Below are 20096 nucleotides of genomic sequence, written 5' to 3'. Positions count from 1 at the left end.
TCCATGTTATACTTATATATTACTATATGTTAAAATAAAACACTAATAGAAATTAACTTTTTGCTATATCACAAGCATGTAAATCACGCTTAAAGTACAAACTACTATTCTTATTTAAGATTACCCGATAAATCTGAACATTTTCAAGTACTCTTTGAACGTAATCTCTTGTTTCTCGATAAGGTATAAGTTCTATCCAGTCAATAACTTTTCTTGTATCTTTTATATCCCTTGGATCACCAAACCTATCTATCCATTTTACTACATTATGACTTCCGGCATTGTAAGAAGCAATGGATAGAATATAAGAACCTTTATGATCATCTAATAATTTTTTGAAGTGATACGAACCAAGTTTAATATTATATACCGGATTTCTAGTTAAGTCTGCTACATTACATTTAACATTTATGGATCTTGCGGTATCACAAGCAGTACCTTTAATAAGTTGCATGAGACCCATAGCATTTGCATAACTTACTGCTTTATGATCAAAAACCGATTCTTGTCTAATTATTCCATAAGTTAAATGAGGTGGGATAGGCAAACCTACTAGATTATAAGGCGTTGGAAAAGCACAATCCGGAATAAAAGCATTATTTTGGGCGGCAATTTTTGCCACCTCAACTATATGATTAGTATTATTATTTGCTTTAATAATATTCGCAATTATTTGAATTTCTGCAGAATTTTTAGTGTTTTTCATTGCTGCTTTGGAATATATCAGGGCTAAGTAGTTTTTATTATATTTAACCAATAACCTTATTGCTTTAATAATCTCTTTATTTTCTATAATTTTCCTTTCTTCAGAAGTTATTACGGGAATAGGAGGTAAAACTAACTTTGTCCTATTTAATTCAATATTTGCTACCTGCCCATAAAAGGTAAAAGAATATTTAGCTGCCTGCTCGTAAAATTTTCTAGCCGTTTGCTTATCGCCTTTTGCTGCATAAGTACGACCGAGCCAATAAAACCCACGTGCCAAACTAATCGGAGTTTTAACCACTTTAATAAACTTATTAAAATGTACTAATGCTTGATCAGGCTTTTTTAAAAAACTTAAAGAAAGCCAGCCCGCAAGCCACTCCTGCTCCCTTATAGTTTCAGGACAAGTAGCAAAAGGAAGCGTTGCCATTCTATAGCTATTAGCGAAATCCTTGTAATCGATGAATTCACGAGCATAATAGGACTGAATCCGACACCATTTAGCAAAATGTTTACGGTTATTTTTAGCTTTCTTAAACAAAGTAATAATTTCCTTTGTCGGCTTTTGCATTTTTTTAAAATCTAAATAATGATATAATAAACCGGAAGTATAGTATTTTTCAGGAACACTTTTAAAAAGCTTTTCAGCATTTGGCGATTTACCTATAATCGCAATTTGGACTTTAAAAGAATTACGGTAACCTTGCTCTACATATTTCAGGGATTGCTCAGCAGATCTAATATAATTTTTCCATAAATGTTCTTCTATTCGCTCTAAATGATCACTCGCAGTTAAATATTTATGCCACTTATTGTAATATGCATTTTCTTCTTCAGGAGTAAAATTGGCGTATACCCAAGCCTCTTTAATAATAGGTAGTAATATCTTCTGATCTTTGATTAAACTACTTGCAGCTGCCGCATAAAATTTATAACCTTTGCCGGTAAGAGGAGGATGTTTACTAAACCAATCAACAATTACTTTTTTATTTGTATTATTATTTAGATATTCTTCTGCTCTTTCTTCAAGCAGCTTATTTTGAGGCCAATCTGGGTTATTGCATAAAAACCTTATTACATGTTCAAAACTATTATCTGCATATTTATTATCTAAATATTTCTGAGAAAGTACAATTTTTGTTAAAGTTTTATTATTTACTTCTAGAGCTAAATCTTCGGCTTGTGACCAATTTTTTTGATCGATATAGGTAAAAACTTGCTTAACATTATCTACAGAATCAGCATGTACTTTCAAAGCTAATAACAATAATATAGAAGTTAATAATTTTATTGTGATTTTCATAAGTTTTATGATTTGGTGGATACCTAATAGTCATTACGAGCTACTAAAAGCGTTGTTGCATGGCTCGTTTATGTCATTCCCGCCTACGCGGGAATGACATAGAGACCCACTAAACACCCGTAGAACCAAAGCCACCGCTACCACGCATCGTCTCTATAAGACTACTACTTTCTTCCCATAATATACGTTCGTACTTTGCGATTATCATCTGTGCAATTCGCATGCCTTTTTCTATAATAAAATCTTCTTTACCGAGATTAATAAGAATGACCTTTATTTCACCTCGATAATCTGCATCAATAGTACCGGGTGAATTAGCAACCGTGATACCGTGTTTAACGGCAAGACCCGAACGGGGTCTTATTTGGGCTTCAAACGAATCCGGTAGTGCTATAGCGATGCCTGTTGGAATTAGCTGTATTGCGCCTGCTTTTATTGTTGTAGGTTGCTCGTTTGCGGCTATTAAATCCATCCCTGCACTATGCTCTGTAGCATATTCCGGCAGACTGCCGGAAAAATTTTCTAGTTTTTTAATTTTAACTTGTGTTATTGTCATATTATTTCATATCAAATTTATCGTTAATAATTTTATTTTCTACCGCATCAATTAAAGAATTAGCAAGATTATCGGTTAATATCTTACTTCCCATGCCAAGTTTCTTTTTAAGCCAAGGTTGCTTAGCACACAGATATTGAAACTTAATATTATCACCAAATTTTTCTTTCATTACGCTATACATATCACCTATGCCGTCAATTAAGCCGTAATCAAGCGCTGTTTGCCCTGCCCAAAATTCACCGTTAAATAAAATTTCGTCTTGCTGAGTTAACTTCCCTGCTCTTCTTGTTTTTACATATTCTATAAAATGTTCATAAACCTGCTTTTGCAAATCTTTGATAATTTTAAGATCATCTTTATTAATAGGTTTAAACGGATCCAATACTGATTTATTCTTGCCTTCCGTATAAACTCTTCTCTCTATCCCAAGTTTATTAATTGCTTCATGAAAACCGAATCCGCTTGATACTACTCCGATACTACCGATAACCGAACTCGGCAAAGCATATATCCGGTCACCGCTGCAAGCCAGCCAATATCCGCCTGAAGCCGCCATATCTTCAATAAAACTATAAATTTTTATTTTATTTTCTTCAGCAAGGTCACGAATACGTTTTGCAATAAGTTCAGATTGTACCGGAGAACCGCCGGGAGAATTAATAATTAAACATAAAGCTTTTAATTTCTTTATTTTAAAAGCTTTTTCTATTAGTTCATTTAATGATTCTAAAGTAAGTCCCGATTGCATAGTACTTACTTTACCGATAACACCGCTAAGGCGTAAAACGGCAATCACCTCTTTAGAATTACCAAAAACCGAAGCAAATAATTGATCTAATTTACTTATCTGCCGTTTGGTTATTATCTGATCAAATTCAGCATTCGCCATAGTTGATTTATTTACTTCATTCATTAATTGTACTCATTTTTAATTTAATATACTCGTTTAATTTGAAAAATTGGCTATGTTGTCTTATAAGATCTGCGGTACTCACCTATTAAGTATACGCTCCGCTCCTCGCCTTATAGACTCCTTGCTCTTTTCCAAATTACACTTAGTCTATTTACTTGGAGTTACTATAGAGCATCCTTTTTTATTGGCGGCAAAGGCTTAGCCGGTTTATTCAGAGATTGCTCGTTATAACTATTTTTAGGTTCAGGATAATTTCCGGAAATGGCAGATAAAATAGTATCTCTAACTTTTTCGTCATACCAATTTGTATTGCCGACAAAGCTAGTTACTATTTTGCCGTTTGGGTCTATTAATATACTAGTCGGTAAACTAACAACCCCTAAGGCTTTAAATAATTCATTTCTATAATCATGATAAATCGGCAAATATCTTATTTGATAGCTTTTAAAATATTCTTTCACAACTTTTATGCCTTGATAATCTTCTGAAATCGGAATTACTGAAAAAGGTAATTTCCTAAAATCTTTTTGCAACATATCAAGGTCAGGCATTTCTTTGACACAAGGAGCACTCCAAGTAGCCCAAAACACTAACAATATAGTCTTTCCTTCAAACTGATCAAGAGAATATTGATTTTTTTCTTCATCAAAAAAAATTATATTATCAGGAACACTTGAACCTCTTAAAAATGCTAATTTATCCTTAGGCTGCTCATAGAGCTTAGCATGAATTTTAGGAATAAAAATTATTATAGATAATAAAAATACTATAATATATATAAGATATTTATTATAATTTCTTAAGGTCATATAATAATTTATAGTAATGAAGACATTTTTTTTATTCGTATTAGCACTTACATTATGTAGTTGTGGTATAAAAAAGCCTTTAGAAGCACCGCAGAAAGAGGCAAAACGTCATTGCGAGCAGTCGTAGACTGCGTGGCAATCTCGTCAAATATCCTGAGATTGCTTCGTCAAATTACTTCGTAATTTTCCTCGCAATGACGTACTGTATCAATACCTCTTAAGCGTCGTACCTTGCAAAACTAAGTCAAAACAATAAGACGGCATATTTTCTTGCGGTTCGATCAATATCGGATTTACTTCACCGCACTCATTATCACACATATTTTGATCAGATAAGTCTAAGCGTGTTTCGAGAGTAGTAAGACTAGGATGCTCTATTCTTATATTTGCACTTCTCAAATAACGAGAAGATTTATAAGGCAACATGCTAATAAAGTAATATTCTCCTTTATTATTAGTAGTAGCAATACCGGAACCGGTAAAACTTGAATCGCTTTTACTTGTAAATCTTCTTTTATCAACTCTAGTTTTTAAAGGTTCGTAAGGATATTTACCACCGCTTCCTGCTTGCCATAAATAAACTTTAGCATCCGCAACCGGTACGCAATTTTGATCTAATACTTTTCCTTTAATTAATATCCTTTCACCGTAAAATTTTGATAATCTTCCTGTTTTACGTAATAAATTATTAGTAGTTTCAAAAACTTTTGGTTCATAATCATTAAATATATTTCTAGTAATTTTACAACGATTAAGCTTATTAGGGTAAGTTTTAGAGGCAGCAAATATATTTAATGTCCATAAACATAAAAAACAAAATATAAATTTTTTCACTTTTCACCACTATATTTATAAAATTCTGCATCTAAATTTAAATCAATTATTTTTATTAATCAAATTATTTTTATTCTCATTTGATTATTAAGTAATTGATTGTTATAGTAAACTTTGTTATACTAAAATATTATATATATGCAAAAATTTTTATCTTTAATAATTGTAATTCTAATACTTTACAATATAGTAAAGTTAAAAATATCTCCCGACAACAATAATCTTACAACTGTAGAGCAAACGGCTTCAAATAATTCATCTACCGATGAAAACCAAACTAGTATAAATAATGAACCTCCTATTTCATTAAACGGCAACTTATTTGAACGTACGGTTTCAAAAATAGTAATCAATGCTCTTAAAACCGAAGAAGGGAAAGCATTTTTTGAAAATATTTTACAACCGTTAAATGGACCTATCAATCCTAATGATTACACTATTGAAGTACGTAAGGATTTAGTAAAAACACTGTTCAAAATTAATACGCTCGGTAGCGGTAATATCGGTCCCGCTTCTTGCGGACATGTAGTTACCGTATTTTATCAAATATCAGATATGAACAATACTTTAATATCTGAAGATACTAAGACTTTTACTTTAGGCTCTGCTCCTGTAATGCTTGGCTTAGATAATGTAATAATCGGTATGATGGTAGGAGAAGCACGAGAAGCTATTATTCCGGCAAAATATGCCGTTAATAATAGTAATAATATTATCTTCGATGATGCTTATAATTATAAAGTTAATGTAATTTTAAAATCCATATTACCGCAAAATTTTGTTAAAAGTAATAAAGTGAAAATTTATGACGATGAGATAGCGTATCGTGTTCCTTTATTATGTGGTGAAAAAGTAAGCTTTAATGCTAAAATTACTCGCTTATCAAACGGTAAAATACTATATGATTCAAAAGCAAAAGGACAACAAATAGATATGAAAATCGGCGATATTACATATCCTTTAATTTTTTCTTACGCCTTGCAAGGTAAAGTAACGGTTGGAACACGCAGTGTTATTGCTGAAGGCAAAACATTTAAAACTTTAGGTTCTAACATAAATAAAATTATTTCTCATGAATCGTTACCGATAAATGAATATCTTTTGCTTGAACTAAGAGACTTTAAACAAAATTAAATAAATATGAAACAAAATAAAATTCAAAGACAAAAAAATTATACTTTATTATCTATCCTTGTCATAATGATAATAATTATATATCTTATAGCATTAATAAAAATTGCAGGATAAATTTTGTAATTATTAAAAATTTAAAACTCAAATTAAACGAGTATATAAGCATCTTACTTTAAACTTTAATTATAATATGGAAATTATTAAAAAAAACAAAAATATTATTATATTAGTAGGTTTAATATTTTTAGCAGTAATTATTTATATCTATACAAGTAAGAGTTCCTATAATAAAACAAACGATAATATATTAGAAGTAAAGATAGCTATACAAGATCATAAATTTGTTCCGAATATAGTTGAAGTACCAAAATCGACTAAGATAAGGTTAATTGTTCATAATGAAGATGATACGGTAGAAGAGTTTGAAAGTCATGATTTACATCGTGAAAAAATAGTTATGCCAAATGAGTCAATACATATTATACTTGCACCTCTCAAGTCCGGAAAATATGAATTTTTTGGAGATTTTCATCAAGATACAGCTCAGGGTCTTATAATTGTTAATGATTAGATAAAAAATATGTTTAAAATTGCTTTAGTAGTGTTTCGTGAATGTTTAGAAATATCCTTATTACTTGGTGTAATACTCGTCGTAACAAAACAAATAGAAAAATCTCGTCTTTATATTATTGCTGGAGTCATGCTTGGAGTAGTATTTGCTTCAATTTTTGCATTTTTTACACGTAAATTATCTTTATCTTTTGGCGGAATAGGCGACGAGTTATTCGATTCCGGAATTATGATACTAATAACAATTCTGATTAGCTGGACAATAATATGGATGCAAGGTTACGGTATAAAAGTAAAGCAACATATAAACGACTTATCAGTAAAAATTCATGAAGGTAATGCCAGTTATTTCATGTTGTTTTTTTTAGTTGCCACTACTATATTACGAGAAGGTGCAGAAATTATTATTTTAGTATATAGCATATCTTCAGTTGAAACAATATCAAGCAGTATTTACTTGCAAGGAGTGATAATAGGTGCTACAAGTGGCTTCTTACTTGGTTTAGTAATATATTTCGGTTTCATTAAGATTGCTAATCAAAAATATATTTTTAAAATCTCTACCGTATTATTAATGCTAATAGCAGGCGGATTTGCAGCAAGTGCTGCAGGTATTTTAACCTCTTCCGGTCTAGTTATGTTTTTATCCGATCAACTTTGGGATAGTTCATGGTTAGTAGCAGATAGAAGTATGATAGGTAAAATCTTACATATTGTTACCGGTTATATTGCAAGACCTAACGGGCTACAAGTACTGGCTTATTTTACTACTATATTACTGATAAATATTGTCATACAAATAAAATTAAGATATTCCAAAAATAACTTAATATCAGTACAAAAAAATGAATCAAATTAATTTTATCAAAGAGAACAATTAAATTAAATATGTTAAAACTTTTATCAGAAATTGGTCCGGTAATAGCATTTTTTGCAGGCTTTTTTTATGGAGGCGGTATACAACACGCTACTCTTTATATGCTTATTACCTCTGTTGTTTGTATTACCCTTTGTTATGTTATAGATAAGAAAGTATCCAAGCTTTCTATTATTTCTACGACTGTTTTATTAGTTTCAGGAAGCATTACTTTAATTAGCGGCGATTCAATGTATATAAAAATCAAACCTACTATATTATATGTTATTTTTGGAATAATATTTCTCATGAGCGGTATAAGAAAAAATCCTTTTATCAAATATGCTTTAGAGAGTATAGTACGTCTTAAAGAAGAAAGTTGGATAACCTTAAGCTATAGAACAGCGGCTTTTTTCTTTTTTATGGCTGTAGTTAATGAAATAGTTTGGCGTAATTACTCAGATGAAACATGGGTAAAATTCAAAGTATTCGGTGTAATACCTATTACTTTTATATTTATTTTACTGCAATTACCTCTTTTATTAAAGAATAAATTACCGGATAGTAAGATATGATATATAATACCTTACTATTTTTACTTTATGTCATTACCGCGTAGGCGTTGTTGCATGGACCGGTAAAATCCACTGTGTCACCCCGTGGCTTGACGACGGGGTCCATACAAACAATTTAAAATACTAATAATATTAGTATTTTAAGCTGGATCCCACAATCAAGTCGCGGGATGACACAGAAAAGCACTGGATCCCTGCTTTCACAGAGATAACACCGATGGCTTTTTAAAAATTGTCCGGTACTATAATAAACAAACAGTTAATTCTTGAACAAATACAATCTTTTTAAAAATCGTAGGGTACTATTGTTATGATATTACGAGTTCTAATTTTTATAGCTCTTTCTTTTAGTCTATCTGCTTGTTTACCTGCTATTTTTACCGTAGCAACCACTACCGGCATTGTTGCTTCAAAAGATCAACCAATGTCTGAAACATTAAATGATGCAAGGATTTCTGCCAGCATTAAAGCTGATTTAGTAAAAAATAATTTTAGAGATTTAGGTGCTAAAATAAAGGTTGAAGTATCACAAGGAAGAGTATTATTAACAGGAAATATTCAAAAAGAATCTGATGCGTTAAAAGCCGTAGAAATTGCTTGGAATCAAAAAAGCGTAAAAGAAGTTATTAATGAGTTGAAAGTAAATAAAAACAGTAATCATTTTGACTTAGCCCAATATACTAAAGATAGTATGATAACCACGCAAATTAAAGCTAAAAATTTAGTCAGCAAAGACATTAAATTTGCTAATTATACTATTCTAACTATAGATAATATTGTTTATTTATTTGGAGTTGCAAGATCAGAAGAAGAGCTAGAAAAGCTTGCTTCTATTGCATCAAAAATAAAAGGTGTTGAAAAAGTTGTGTGTTACGCTAAAATAATGAATAACTTTAACACAAATAATGATAATAGTGAAGAATCATAAATTCAAATTAGACCTCTTGCAGAACGAAGCTAATAAAGAGAAATTTGAAGGCAACACGGTATGTAGCACCGCAGCGTACACTTTAATACGTGAGGATGCGAGTACCGGATTGACGTATACCGCAGATGTTTCAAAAGTTGGAAATCAAATAAGTGGTGAGCCTGCACAGCTTATAAAAATACGTGAACACAGGAGAATCCCGAAATTTGACGTACCAAATCTTGAAGTATCAAAGGTATACAAATTACCTTTAGGAGCACGTTATGCAAAGGGTTTATTACTTTTGTTAATTTTTTGTTTCGGTCTAAGCGGTTGTAATACCTCAAAAAGATTACCTTATTCCCACAAATATTCTTACAAAGAATTATCAAAAGATGATCCCCATAATCTAACTTATAAAGGACATTATAAAGTCGGTAAAAATTATAAAATAAAAGGAAAGACTTACAAACCTCACAACCCTAAATCTTTTACCGAAACAGGTTATGCCTCATGGTACGGTGGACATAAAGACGGTTTTCACGGCAAAAAAACAGCTAACGGCGATAGATTTAATAGAAATTTATTAACTGCTGCACATAAAACTCTTCCGCTCCCTTGCTTAGTTAAAGTTACCAACAAAGCCAATAATAAAGCAGTAATTTTAATGGTTAATGATAGAGGTCCTTTTAAGAAAAATCGTGTAATAGATGTTTCTCAAAAAGCGGCTGAAATTTTAGCATTTAAAAATCAAGGTATAACTAAAGTAAAAATAGAATATTTACCTAATGAAACTGAGAAATTTCTAAAAAATATTAATCTAAAAAAACCACAAAGTAAAACTTTAGCTAAAAACTCTAAAAAATCTTCATCTAATAAAGTTACAAAAAACAATAAATGTAGCGTTAATTGTCATATAAAACTTGTAAATTTAAAGTATAAATTGGCAGTAACTCCTTAAAAGATGTGTGAATATTAAATCGTCAGTAGTCGTAGGCGTTGTTGCATGGCTCGATTTTTAACGTCAGTGCGAGTAGCAACTTAAGTTTTGACGAAGCAATCTCAGGAATTTTTGTATTACCTCATGAGATTGCCACGACCACTTTGTGGTCTCGCAATGACGATACATATCAACTACGTATATTCTTTTTCTTTATTATTTTTGATTTAGCTTTTGTAGTAGATTTATTATTAGAGGCAAGCTTGATTGAAGGTTTAGGGACTATAGGCTTAATATTAAAATGCTGATCTAGTAGCCCCATCATCTTTTGATCACGAGATGCGGCACTTTTACCGCCTGTAACAACGGCAATCAATGATTTACCGTTCCTAGAAGCAGTAGTTACTAAATTATAACCTGCCGGTGTATGAAAACCTGTTTTCATCCCTTCTGCACCTTGATAATTTTTAGTAACCCTATTATGTCCGTTTACTACGTTTCCACGAAATACAAAGCTGGTTTTAGCAAATAACGGATAAAATTTAGGATAATCTCTCTTCAAAGCCATAGCAAGTTTAGCCATATCTCTTGCGGTAGTTTGCTGCAATGGGTCATGCCAACCTGAAGCATTTTTAAAATAGGTATTCTTCATACCGAGCTGTTTAGCTTTAACATTCATTAAATGAGCAAAAGCTTTCTCTGAACCTTTCATGCCCTCAGCAACCGTTACAGCAACATCATTAGCAGATTTTATAATTAATCCATTAATTGCCTCTCGAACGGTTATAGTTTCCCCTGCCTTTAAACCCAGCTTACAAGGCGGCATTTTTGAAGCTTTTGCTGATACAAGTAATTTTTTATCTAAAGGTAACTTACCGGCTTCAATTGCTTCAAACATTAAGTATAGAGTCATTAGCTTAGTTAAAGAAGCGGGGTAAATCCGAATTTGTGAATTATGGGCCTGCAACACTTTACCGCTTTTTGCATCAATTACTAAACTAGTTTGAACAGGAGGTTTAGGGGTATTTTTTACGGCTTTTTTTGCTTCGCTTATAGGCGCAAAGAAAAATGTTACGACAAAAACATAAGGTAATAAAAATTTCCTAAACATTTTAAATAAATAAAATATTATTCAAATTAAACCAAGTGTGATTTTTCGTCATTGTGAGGAAAAATTGAAAATTTTGACGAAGCAATCCAGTAAAAAATGCATAGCATTTTTTTATTATTTTCCTAGATTGTCACGCTTCCTACGGTCGCTCGCAATGACGATGAAAATAATACTTACTACACATTAACCTTTTTATTAAGATACATTAATATAAACAAAGCAGGCAAGGCTAAAATTATAGTAAAGAGGAAAAAACCGTCCCAGCCTATCATATTTACGAGTTTTCCAGCATAAATAGTGACAGTATTGTTACATAAACTACTAGCACTACTAAGTAAAGCATATTGTGTTGCGGAATATTTTTTATTACATAAATTACCTATATATCCGACTAAAGCAGTAGCACCCATAGCGGCAGCAAAATTCTCTATAGTAATAGCAATTAATAAAGCTTCAAAAGAAGGAGGCTGATGATTAAGCCAAATAAATGCAAAATGCGTTAAGCTTTGGGCAATACCGGTAATAAATCAAACCTTTAAAATTCCCCACCCTATACATTACAATACCACCGACAAAACCGCCGACTAAGGTTGCAATCAATCCATAAAGTTTAGCTATTATTGCTATTTCGCCTTTTGTATAACCAAGCTCTATATAAAAAGGTGAGGCAACCGCTCCAAGCATAGCATCGCCTAATTTTAAAAATATTACCGCAAGTAAAATAGTTGCAGCAAATTCTCTTTTGAAAAAATCCTTGAAAGGATTAATTACTGTAGAAATCCATGAAGTAATAGAAATAATATTAATTTTTTCTCTTACTAATTCTTTTTCGTTTACGGTTATTATAAATATCGTTGCAACGACAAATATTATAGCTATAACAAAGAAAGTTAGTTGCCAATTATTTCCAGTTATTTCTGCAAGGTACAAAGCACCTGCCCCTGTAATAAGCATACCGATTCGATAACCGAATACGGCGGTTGCACTAGCTATGTTTTGTGTTTCTTGATCAAACTTATCTATACGCAACGCATCAACGGCAATATCAAATGTGCTAGATAAAAAGCCTAATAATATAGTCAAAAAATAGAAAGAAGTTAAAGAAACTTCAGGATTTTCCTTGCTCATAGCAATTAGTACTAAAGCCATTAAAGAGCTACATAATATAAGCCAGCTTTTGCGATGTCCCCACCTACTTAAAAAAGGTATTTTAAAATTGTCGACTAGAGGCGACCAAAATACTTTTAACGAATATGATAACCTTGCAACCGCAAAAGTAGTAATAACGGCGATATCTATACCGGATTCTTTTAACCATACCGCAAGAGTAGAAAAAATTATAACCAGCGGCATACCGCTCACTATTCCTAAAATAAATATTTCAAATAATCGATAGTCTTTAAAAATCTTGGTAATGCGCATTGTGATATTTCATTAAATCGTCATTGCGAGGAGGGGCATAGTCCCGACGTGACAATCTTGTTAAGTATCTTGAGATTGCTTTGTCAATTACTTACATAATTTCCTCGCAATGACGAGAATATTAGTGTTGCAATAATAATTAATAAATATAAGCTATTTACTTTATAAATCAACCATTTTCTCTTAACTCCTTATTATACAACCTATAATATTCATCTTTATTCTTAAGCAATTGTGTATGAGTTCCTTGTTCACAAATCTCACCGTTTTTCATGACGATAATATTATCAAGATCGGTAATACTGCTTAAACGATGCGTAATAATTAAAGTGGTTTTTCCTTGGCGTAATTTCTTTAACGATTCTAGAATTTTCTGTTCGGAAGCTTGGTCTAAGCTGCTTGTTGCTTCATCCCAAATTAAAATAGGAGCATCTTTTAAGAAAGCTCTAGCAATAGATAAACGCTGACGCTGACCGCCTGAAAGAGTCGTCCCCTGCCCCCCTATCTGCGTGTCGTAACCATTCGGCAGATGCATAATAAACTCATGAGCATCGGCATATTTTGCTGCTCTAATTATTTCTTCTCTTGTAGCGTTTTCCTGACCGTATGCTATATTTTCTGCAACGCTTGTATCAAATAAATGAGTATCTTGAGTCACTAAGGAAATCTGACCTCTAAGTGAAGTAAGCTTAATATCTTTAATATCATGATTATTAATTAAAATTCTTCCTTCATTTGGATCATAAAAACGCACTAATAAATTACTAAGCGAAGTCTTAGCACTACCTGAACGCCCGACAAACGCAATAATTTTATGAGGCTCTAACCTTAAATCTATATATTTTATAGCTATTTTACTCTCAAACCTTAAAGCTAGTTTTTCAAAAGTAATTTGTGGATTATATAAATCTACGTCTTTAGCATCTTCATGATCTTTAATAAGAGGCTCGGTATCCAAAATACTAAATACCCTCTTAGCTGCTGCTATTCCTTCTTGCAAATTAATATTTAACGATACCAAACTTTTAAACGGTCTATAAGCCGCTGCAAAAGAAGCCAAAAAAGCAAAAAGAGCCCCTGGCGTACTTTTCCCCTCCAGGACTAGATTACCTCCATACCATACCATCCCTCCAACTGCAAGACCGCTTAAACCCTCCATAATCGGTGAAACCATCGCATCTAGCTTAGATGTTTTTTTGTAGAACTCTAAAATATTATTAATAATCAACGATGCTCTATTACTTTCTATTTGTTCGCCTACAAAAGATTTAATAATCTTAATTGACTGAAATGTTTCATCAAGCCGAGAGGTATAATGCCCAAGCTCTTCTTGTGACTGTGCAAATATTCTTCTTATCTTTCTACCCATCCTTTGCACCGGATAAACAGCTAAAGGGAAAACAAGAAAAACTACGCAAGATAATAGCGGTTCTAAATGAAACATTGTTGCTATCAAACATACTACAGTTAGGAAATGTTTAGCACATCCGACAAGTAAGTTAGAAACAGCTCCACGCATCAAAGAAATATCATTAGTAAAACGAGATATTAAACGTCCTGAAGATTGGTTTTGAATAAAAGAAATATCGGCAAATAACAAATGCTCATACATTTTTATCTGTAAATCGTTTAGTACCCTCTGCCCAACAAATTTTATTAGATAATTCTGATAATACTCTGAAATTCCTTTTATAACAAAAGTTACAGTAAGCACTATAGGCATTATTATAAGCATTTTCTTATCATGAGTTAAAAAAACCTTATCAATAATAGGTCTAGCTGCATGTACGATCACTGCCGTACAAAGTGCTGCAACAACCATACAAAATATCGAAAAATATATTTTATTTGCGTAAGGTTTAACATGATCTTTTATCAGCCTTTTTATAACATCTGCGGCTGTGTAGTTATCATTTAAATTATTGTTATTCATTCTCGTTAAAAATATTAAATTGATGATGTGATTGATTCGGTACAGGCATTTTCAAATGCTCAAAAGCGGCAATCGTGATTACCCTACCTCTAGGAGTTCTTTGTAGTAAACCTATCTGTATAAGATAAGGCTCTATGGTTTCTTCAAGTGCATCACGTTGTTCAGATAAGGCAGCTGCAATCGTTTCAATTCCGACAGGACCGCCGTTATAATTATCCGCTATGAATTTTAGATAACGATAATCATTGCTATCAAGTCCTATGCGATCAACCGCCAAACGATTTAACCCAAAATCAGAGATTTCCTTATCTACTCTTGATTTACCGTCAACTGCTGCAAAATCTCTTATACGACGAAGCAATCTTAATGCAATTCTTGGCGTTCCTCTACTTCTTTTAGCTATTTCTTCAGAACCCGAATCGGTCAAATCAATATCAAGTAGTTTACTTGCTCTATTGAGAACTTTCTTCAATTCCTCGGTATTATAAAAATTTAGCCGCATAGGGATACCGAACCTATCACGCAAAGGATTACTAAGCAGCCCGAGGCGTGTGGTAGCACCGATTAAGGTAAATTTCGGCAAGGTTATTTTCACTGACCTTGCGGCAGATCCTTCACCGATAATTATATCAAGCTCAAAATCTTCCATAGCAGGATATAAAACCTCTTCAACCGCAGTATTTAAGCGGTGGATTTCATCAATAAATAATACATCGTTCTTTTCAAGATTGGTAAGAATAGCAGCAAGATCAGCGACCTTAAGTATAGCAGGACCGGAGGTGGATTTAAAATTACCGCCGATTTCGTTAGAGATAATTTTAGCAAGCGTAGTTTTACCAAGCCCGGGCGGACCGTAAAATAAAGTATGATCAAGATGCTCATTTCGAGATTTTGCAGCCTTAATAAATACCGAAAGATTTTCTTTAATCTGCTGTTGACCGACAAATTCTTGCAAATATGACGGCCTTATCGGCAATTCTTGATCATTTTCACTTTTTTCAGGTGATAATCTATTAGTCATTATTTTAAATCGAATATAATGACTAATAATAGCCAAAAAATAGTTTTATGCTATAAATTATTTTAGACTTTTATATTAGCCCTCTTCATAGAAACTAGTTACCCCTTCTCTAAGTTTATCTACGGTTTCAAAAAATTTTTCTGTATCAGTGACGCCTAAGTTTTGTAATTCTTCTTTAAGGTAATTTTGATTTAATCCTTTATATAACTTGAAATAATGGCCAAATATCTCATTTGATAATATTATATTAGGATTTTCATAATAATTTTTCAAAACTTCTGCTACATATTTTAGAGTAAGGTTATTTTCATCAGTTATTTTTGTAATTTGTGCGTCCAATTCTTGTCTATCTTGAGATTTCATTCCTATCTTATAACCTAAAATATTACATCCAATTAAGCTTTTATTCTCTTTTATAGCATCCGATAAGGCTTTCTTTGATTCCTCGCTTACTTCTGTACTTAATGAAAAATTCAATCCGGCAAGTTTAGTATTTTTAACAAATGAGGATCAGGCAGGAACATTATTATCAAAAAATATCCCACTTATATCTAAATCGCTTATTTTTGTTTCGTTTACTCTTAAGGTATCTAAAAGAACATCTATCTTATTAACATTATTCAAAGCATTTATAAAACTAATGTCGGTAATTCGGCATAGCGGATCTTTAAAAAATTCAGCAAATAACTTTATTGATTTTAAACTCCACTCAAAACTATCAGTGCTCTTAAGTACTTTATAGTAGCGTCTCCTTGTAAAGCATTAAATAACCCATTTAAAACATCTTCAGGAATTTTAGAGTATCCAGCAGCTGCAAATACCGGTGATTGTGGTACAAAATTAACCTCGGTAATAATTATAAGTAGCAGGGTCTTTCTTTAGCTCTTTTAATATTTCTTCAGCCTGTATTTTCCCTAAATATTCTATTAACTTGGACATATATTTTACCTATTAATTTTAGTAATTAAAATTAATATAAAATAACTGCTAATTTATCAACTAAAAATTAGAATTTCGATTTTTCAAGGCTGTTTTGATTAATTCATCAATAGAGATTTCGGGATTTTGGGTAATGATGCCTTGAACAGCGTTTTGAGCTTCAAATCTAGAAAATCCTAGATTTACTAGAGCTTTTATTACTTCATTACTTGCAACGGGTGTGATATTCTTAATATTTAAGCTCTCTTTAATAATAGCTGAACCGCTTGATATTTTCGCTACTTTACCTTTCAGCTCTAGCACTATACGTTCAGCAAGTTTAGCCCCTACTCCGGATATTACTTTAAATATATTTTTATCTTCATTATTTACAGCAATTTGAATATCTGAAGGCGTAAGGTTTGATAAGATAGATAAAGCCATTCTTGTACCTATACCGTTTACTGATTGTAGCAAATTAAAAAAATTCTTCTCTTCTAGAGTCAAAAAACCGTAAAGATGAATATGTTCCTCTCTAACATGGGTTTCGATAAATAGTTTATAAAACTCCCCTTCAGCAAGTTTACCTAAAGTTTTACCTGAAGCATAGACTAAGTACCCTACCCCGTTTACGTCAATTATAACGTAATCATCGCCTTGGAAATCAACTTTACCGCTTAATTTACCGATCATATATTTACTTTTTCTTTTTACTATATATTAAAATTAGTGTCGGTAAAGCGGTAATAATTGCTGTTAAGATGTAATGAATAACAAACGGTCTATCCATCATATGACACTGCCCATCATTAGGAATAGTTTGAGCCAAAACCATATAAGCAACTATTATCGTCACTACTATATATAGACCGGTAAAAAACAAATATTTTATAAAATTTTTCATGTTAATCTCTTTTTGAATCAGTGATATGATGTTATTCCTACGAAAGCAGAAATCTAGGGATAAAGCAAGATAAATCGAGCTTTTAAAAAGCTTTAAAGTACTGGATTCCCGCTTTCGCGGGAATGGCATCAGAGGTTTTTTCTTCTCTTAAGTTAACCCTCATACACGAAAGCGGGAATGACACATTAAAAACTACACAAACTTATAATAAGTTTGATTCTTATCCCCTTTACTTATTAAAAGTTTACGCTCTAAACCATATAACAAATCTCTACTAGCCGTTGCCGTAGAAATATTTTTATGTACAGTAATATAATCTTTTCTAGAAAACCATTGATCTATTAAATTAACCTTAGCAAATTCCATTCTAGACAAAGGCGTATTTGCCTCATATGTAATACTATTACTATATAATCTTAATGCTGCAACTATTCTATCAAGCATAAACTCGATAAATAAGGTCGATTCACCAAGCCTATCACACTTACTTAAAACACTATAATATTCACTTTGATTATTCCTTATCAAACTTTCAACGGAAATATACTCAAAAATTTTATTAGCTTGAATTAGTAATAATTGTTGCCATAATCTACCGATTCGTCCGTTACCGTCTGAAAAAGGATGGATAAATTCAAACTCATAATGAAATATACAAGCTTTAACTATTCCAGAAATTTGCTTATCTTGTGCTATAAACTCAAATAAATCCTGCATTAATAAAGATACACGGCGTGCCGTAGGGGCAAAATGTATAATCTCTGTGCCTTTAAATATAGCGGCATTACCTTTACGCCACTTTCCGTTATCTTCTACTAATCCTTGCATTAATATCTCATGTGCTTTTAATAATGATTCAATTTTGAAGGGATTAAATATAGTCAGATTATTGTATAGTTTTATAGCATTTTTTACTTCTACAATATCTTTTTCAGGTGCGAGTACACGCTTGCCGTTTATTATATCGGTTATCTGCTCTACGCTTAAACTATTTCCTTCAATTGCTAAAGAAGAATGGATGGTTTTAATTTGATTATTTTTTCTAAGTTTTATAGGTTGAGAGTAAAGCTTGCTACCGGCTAAAATACCAAGCTCATAAGAAATATCTTGTGATAACTCCAAGATTTTATTAGTTATTTGAAAAGACGGTTTGCTATTCATTATATGATAGTATCATATGATACTATCATTGTCTACGAAGAATATTTTTGCTATATCATTCCCATAGGGTATTAGCCTTATTGCATGACTCCAAAATCGTCATTGCGAACAGCCGTAGACTGCGTGGCAATCTCATGCAATAATAACAAACTCCTGAGATTGCCTCATCAATTGCTATGCAATTTCCTCGTAATGATGTATATTTCTTTATTTTACAATACACTCATTAGACTACCTACCTCAATATCTTCTATAACACCACTTTTACGATCTTTTAATTCAACAATATTATTTGCGGCTTTTTTAGGACCAATTATAATTTGATGAGGTGAGCCTATAAGATCATGCGTTGCAAATTTACTGCCTGGACGTGCTTCGGTATCGTCATATAACACTTCTATATTTTTATCTGATAGCTCTTTATAAGCCATTTCCGCAAGCTCTACGCATTTACTATCATGAATATTTAAATTAATTAGAGAAACTTTGAAAGGAGCAACGCTAGAAGGCCATATGATACCTTTCTCATCACAATTTGCTTCTATGATAGCAGCAACTAACCTTGAAATGCCTATACCGTAAGAACTCATTTCTATAGGAGTTAGTTTACCATGCTCATTATTAATAAGTGCATTCATATTAACCGAATATTTTGAGCCTATATAAAAAATATGCCCGACTTCTATTCCTTTACTGCTGGTTATTTCTTGTTCAGATATAGGTAATTTATTTACTTCATATTTTTCTTCAGCTGCCGCGTACCAACTTTTAATTTCCTCTACATCGATATCAGGATTATCTTTTAATGTCTTAAATTTTTTATCGTAATAAATAGTACTTTCACCAGTTTCAGCGATTATATGAAACTCATGGCTTAAATTGCCACCGATCGGACCGTTATCGGCAATAACAGGGATAGCAAACACGCCTAAATCCCTGAAAGCGTTGATATAAGCCTTATACATTTTATTATAGGTTTTAACGGCATTTTCTTCATTTATATCAAAAGAATAAGCATCTTTCATTAAAAACTCTCGTCCTCTCATAACACCAAAACGAGGTCTAATCTCATCACGAAATTTCCATTGGATATGATAAAGATTTTTCGGCAAATCCTTATATGACTTAATATTATGACGAAAAATATCCGTAATCATATCTTCGTTAGTAGGACCTAATAGTAAAGTATTATCGTGGCGATCTTGAAATTTCAGCATTTCTTTACCGTAATTATCAAAACGTCCCGATTCCATCCATAAATGTGCCGGCTGAATGCAAGGCATTAGCACTTCCAAAGCTCCCGCTTTATTCATATTTAAGCGTACTATATTCTCGATATTCTTCAATACTTTTAAGCCAAGCGGAAGCCAAGTATAAATCCCTGCTGCTTGCTGCCTAATCATTCCACTTCTAAGCATTAATTTATGCGAAGTTACTTGAGCTTCACTTGGCTCTTCCTTTAACACAGGTAAAAAATATTTTGATAATAACATATTTTATTTACTTTCTTGCTATATTTAT

General features: G+C 32.1%; 19 protein-coding genes and 1 pseudogene. 6 read left to right on the top strand and 14 right to left on the bottom strand.

The features are described 5' to 3' along the window. Window positions 1–52: 52 nt before the first annotated feature. The 5 genes from C4Q30_RS01415 to C4Q30_RS01395 all read right to left on the bottom strand — a co-directional run bounded on the left by C4Q30_RS01415 (window position 53) and on the right by C4Q30_RS01395 (window position 5123). Window positions 53–2008 (bottom strand): lytic transglycosylase domain-containing protein, encoded by a 1956-nt coding sequence (locus C4Q30_RS01415; protein WP_103896993.1) that lies wholly within the window; start codon window positions 2006–2008, stop codon window positions 53–55. A 109-nt stretch (window positions 2009–2117) separates the two neighbouring features. Next, window positions 2118–2564 (bottom strand): dUTP diphosphatase, encoded by a 447-nt coding sequence (gene dut / locus C4Q30_RS01410; protein WP_103896992.1) that lies wholly within the window; start codon window positions 2562–2564, stop codon window positions 2118–2120. A gap of 1 nt (window position 2565) precedes the next feature. Then, window positions 2566–3480 carry a S49 family peptidase gene (locus tag C4Q30_RS01405; RefSeq protein WP_103896991.1) on the bottom strand — a complete coding sequence of 305 codons (915 nt, stop codon included), beginning with the start codon at window positions 3478–3480 and terminating at the stop codon, window positions 2566–2568. Between the two features lie 164 nt (window positions 3481–3644). Then, a complete protein-coding gene (locus C4Q30_RS01400; protein WP_103896990.1) occupies window positions 3645–4289 on the bottom strand; it encodes a TlpA disulfide reductase family protein in 645 nt (214 codons plus the stop codon). Window positions 4290–4496: 207 nt separating this feature from the next. Then, a complete protein-coding gene (locus C4Q30_RS01395; RefSeq protein WP_017443011.1) occupies window positions 4497–5123 on the bottom strand; it encodes a dioxygenase family protein in 627 nt (208 codons plus the stop codon). A gap of 138 nt (window positions 5124–5261) precedes the next feature. Between C4Q30_RS01395 and C4Q30_RS01390 the strand changes: the two genes are divergently transcribed. From C4Q30_RS01390 to C4Q30_RS01365, 6 genes are all read left to right on the top strand, one after another. After that, window positions 5262–6257 carry an FKBP-type peptidyl-prolyl cis-trans isomerase gene (locus tag C4Q30_RS01390; RefSeq protein WP_103896989.1) on the top strand — a complete coding sequence of 332 codons (996 nt, stop codon included), beginning with the start codon at window positions 5262–5264 and terminating at the stop codon, window positions 6255–6257. Between the two features lie 190 nt (window positions 6258–6447). Next, window positions 6448–6828 carry a cupredoxin domain-containing protein gene (locus tag C4Q30_RS01385; RefSeq protein ID WP_103896988.1) on the top strand — a complete coding sequence of 127 codons (381 nt, stop codon included), beginning with the start codon at window positions 6448–6450 and terminating at the stop codon, window positions 6826–6828. Window positions 6829–6837: 9 nt separating this feature from the next. Then, window positions 6838–7686, top strand: a complete 849-nt coding sequence (locus tag C4Q30_RS01380) for an FTR1 family protein (RefSeq protein WP_103896987.1) — start codon at window positions 6838–6840, stop codon at window positions 7684–7686. A gap of 29 nt (window positions 7687–7715) precedes the next feature. Then, entirely contained in the window at window positions 7716–8258 is a 543-nt protein-coding gene (locus tag C4Q30_RS01375; protein WP_103896986.1) for a septation protein A, read from the top strand. A 310-nt stretch (window positions 8259–8568) separates the two neighbouring features. After that, a complete protein-coding gene (locus C4Q30_RS01370) occupies window positions 8569–9186 on the top strand; it encodes a BON domain-containing protein (RefSeq protein ID WP_103896985.1) in 618 nt (205 codons plus the stop codon). After that, complete coding sequence (locus C4Q30_RS01365; protein ID WP_103896984.1) at window positions 9164–10126, top strand: septal ring lytic transglycosylase RlpA family protein; 963 nt, start codon at window positions 9164–9166, stop codon at window positions 10124–10126. Before C4Q30_RS01370 ends, C4Q30_RS01365 begins: the two co-directional genes overlap by 23 nt. Before the next feature lie 169 nt (window positions 10127–10295). On the opposite strand, the gene C4Q30_RS01360 is transcribed toward C4Q30_RS01365, so the two are convergent. From C4Q30_RS01360 to proS, 9 genes and pseudogenes are all read right to left on the bottom strand, one after another. Next, window positions 10296–11216, bottom strand: a complete 921-nt coding sequence (locus tag C4Q30_RS01360) for a D-alanyl-D-alanine carboxypeptidase family protein (RefSeq protein ID WP_103896983.1) — start codon at window positions 11214–11216, stop codon at window positions 10296–10298. A gap of 176 nt (window positions 11217–11392) precedes the next feature. Then, window positions 11393–12638, bottom strand: a pseudogene (locus C4Q30_RS01355) (AmpG family muropeptide MFS transporter). Window positions 12639–12807: 169 nt separating this feature from the next. Continuing rightward, window positions 12808–14571 carry an ABC transporter ATP-binding protein gene (locus tag C4Q30_RS01350; protein WP_103896982.1) on the bottom strand — a complete coding sequence of 588 codons (1764 nt, stop codon included), beginning with the start codon at window positions 14569–14571 and terminating at the stop codon, window positions 12808–12810. Beyond that, window positions 14564–15592 carry a Holliday junction branch migration DNA helicase RuvB gene (gene ruvB, locus C4Q30_RS01345; RefSeq protein WP_103896981.1) on the bottom strand — a complete coding sequence of 343 codons (1029 nt, stop codon included), beginning with the start codon at window positions 15590–15592 and terminating at the stop codon, window positions 14564–14566. Before ruvB ends, C4Q30_RS01350 begins: the two co-directional genes overlap by 8 nt. 75 nt (window positions 15593–15667) lie before the next feature. After that, window positions 15668–15955 (bottom strand): hypothetical protein, encoded by a 288-nt coding sequence (locus C4Q30_RS01340; protein ID WP_103897134.1) that lies wholly within the window; start codon window positions 15953–15955, stop codon window positions 15668–15670. A 636-nt stretch (window positions 15956–16591) separates the two neighbouring features. Then, window positions 16592–17203, bottom strand: a complete 612-nt coding sequence (ruvA, locus tag C4Q30_RS01330; RefSeq protein WP_103896980.1) for a Holliday junction branch migration protein RuvA — start codon at window positions 17201–17203, stop codon at window positions 16592–16594. 4 nt (window positions 17204–17207) lie between these two features. Further along, window positions 17208–17414: a Holliday junction ATP-dependent DNA helicase RuvA gene (locus tag C4Q30_RS01325; RefSeq protein WP_103896979.1), complete on the bottom strand. Its 207-nt coding sequence runs from the start codon at window positions 17412–17414 to the stop codon at window positions 17208–17210. Between the two features lie 192 nt (window positions 17415–17606). Continuing rightward, the gene (locus C4Q30_RS01320; protein WP_103896978.1) at window positions 17607–18575 is read right to left on the bottom strand and encodes a Fic family protein; all 969 of its coding nucleotides are present in this window, start codon (window positions 18573–18575) and stop codon (window positions 17607–17609) included. A gap of 212 nt (window positions 18576–18787) precedes the next feature. Beyond that, window positions 18788–20068, bottom strand: a complete 1281-nt coding sequence (gene proS / locus C4Q30_RS01310; RefSeq protein ID WP_103896977.1) for a proline--tRNA ligase — start codon at window positions 20066–20068, stop codon at window positions 18788–18790. Window positions 20069–20096: the final 28 nt, after the last annotated feature.

Origin of the sequence: Rickettsia fournieri (genome assembly GCF_900243065.1) — a bacterium.
Classification (GTDB): domain Bacteria; phylum Pseudomonadota; class Alphaproteobacteria; order Rickettsiales; family Rickettsiaceae; genus Rickettsia; species Rickettsia rickettsii.
This window is presented reverse-complemented; position numbering and strand designations above follow the sequence as displayed.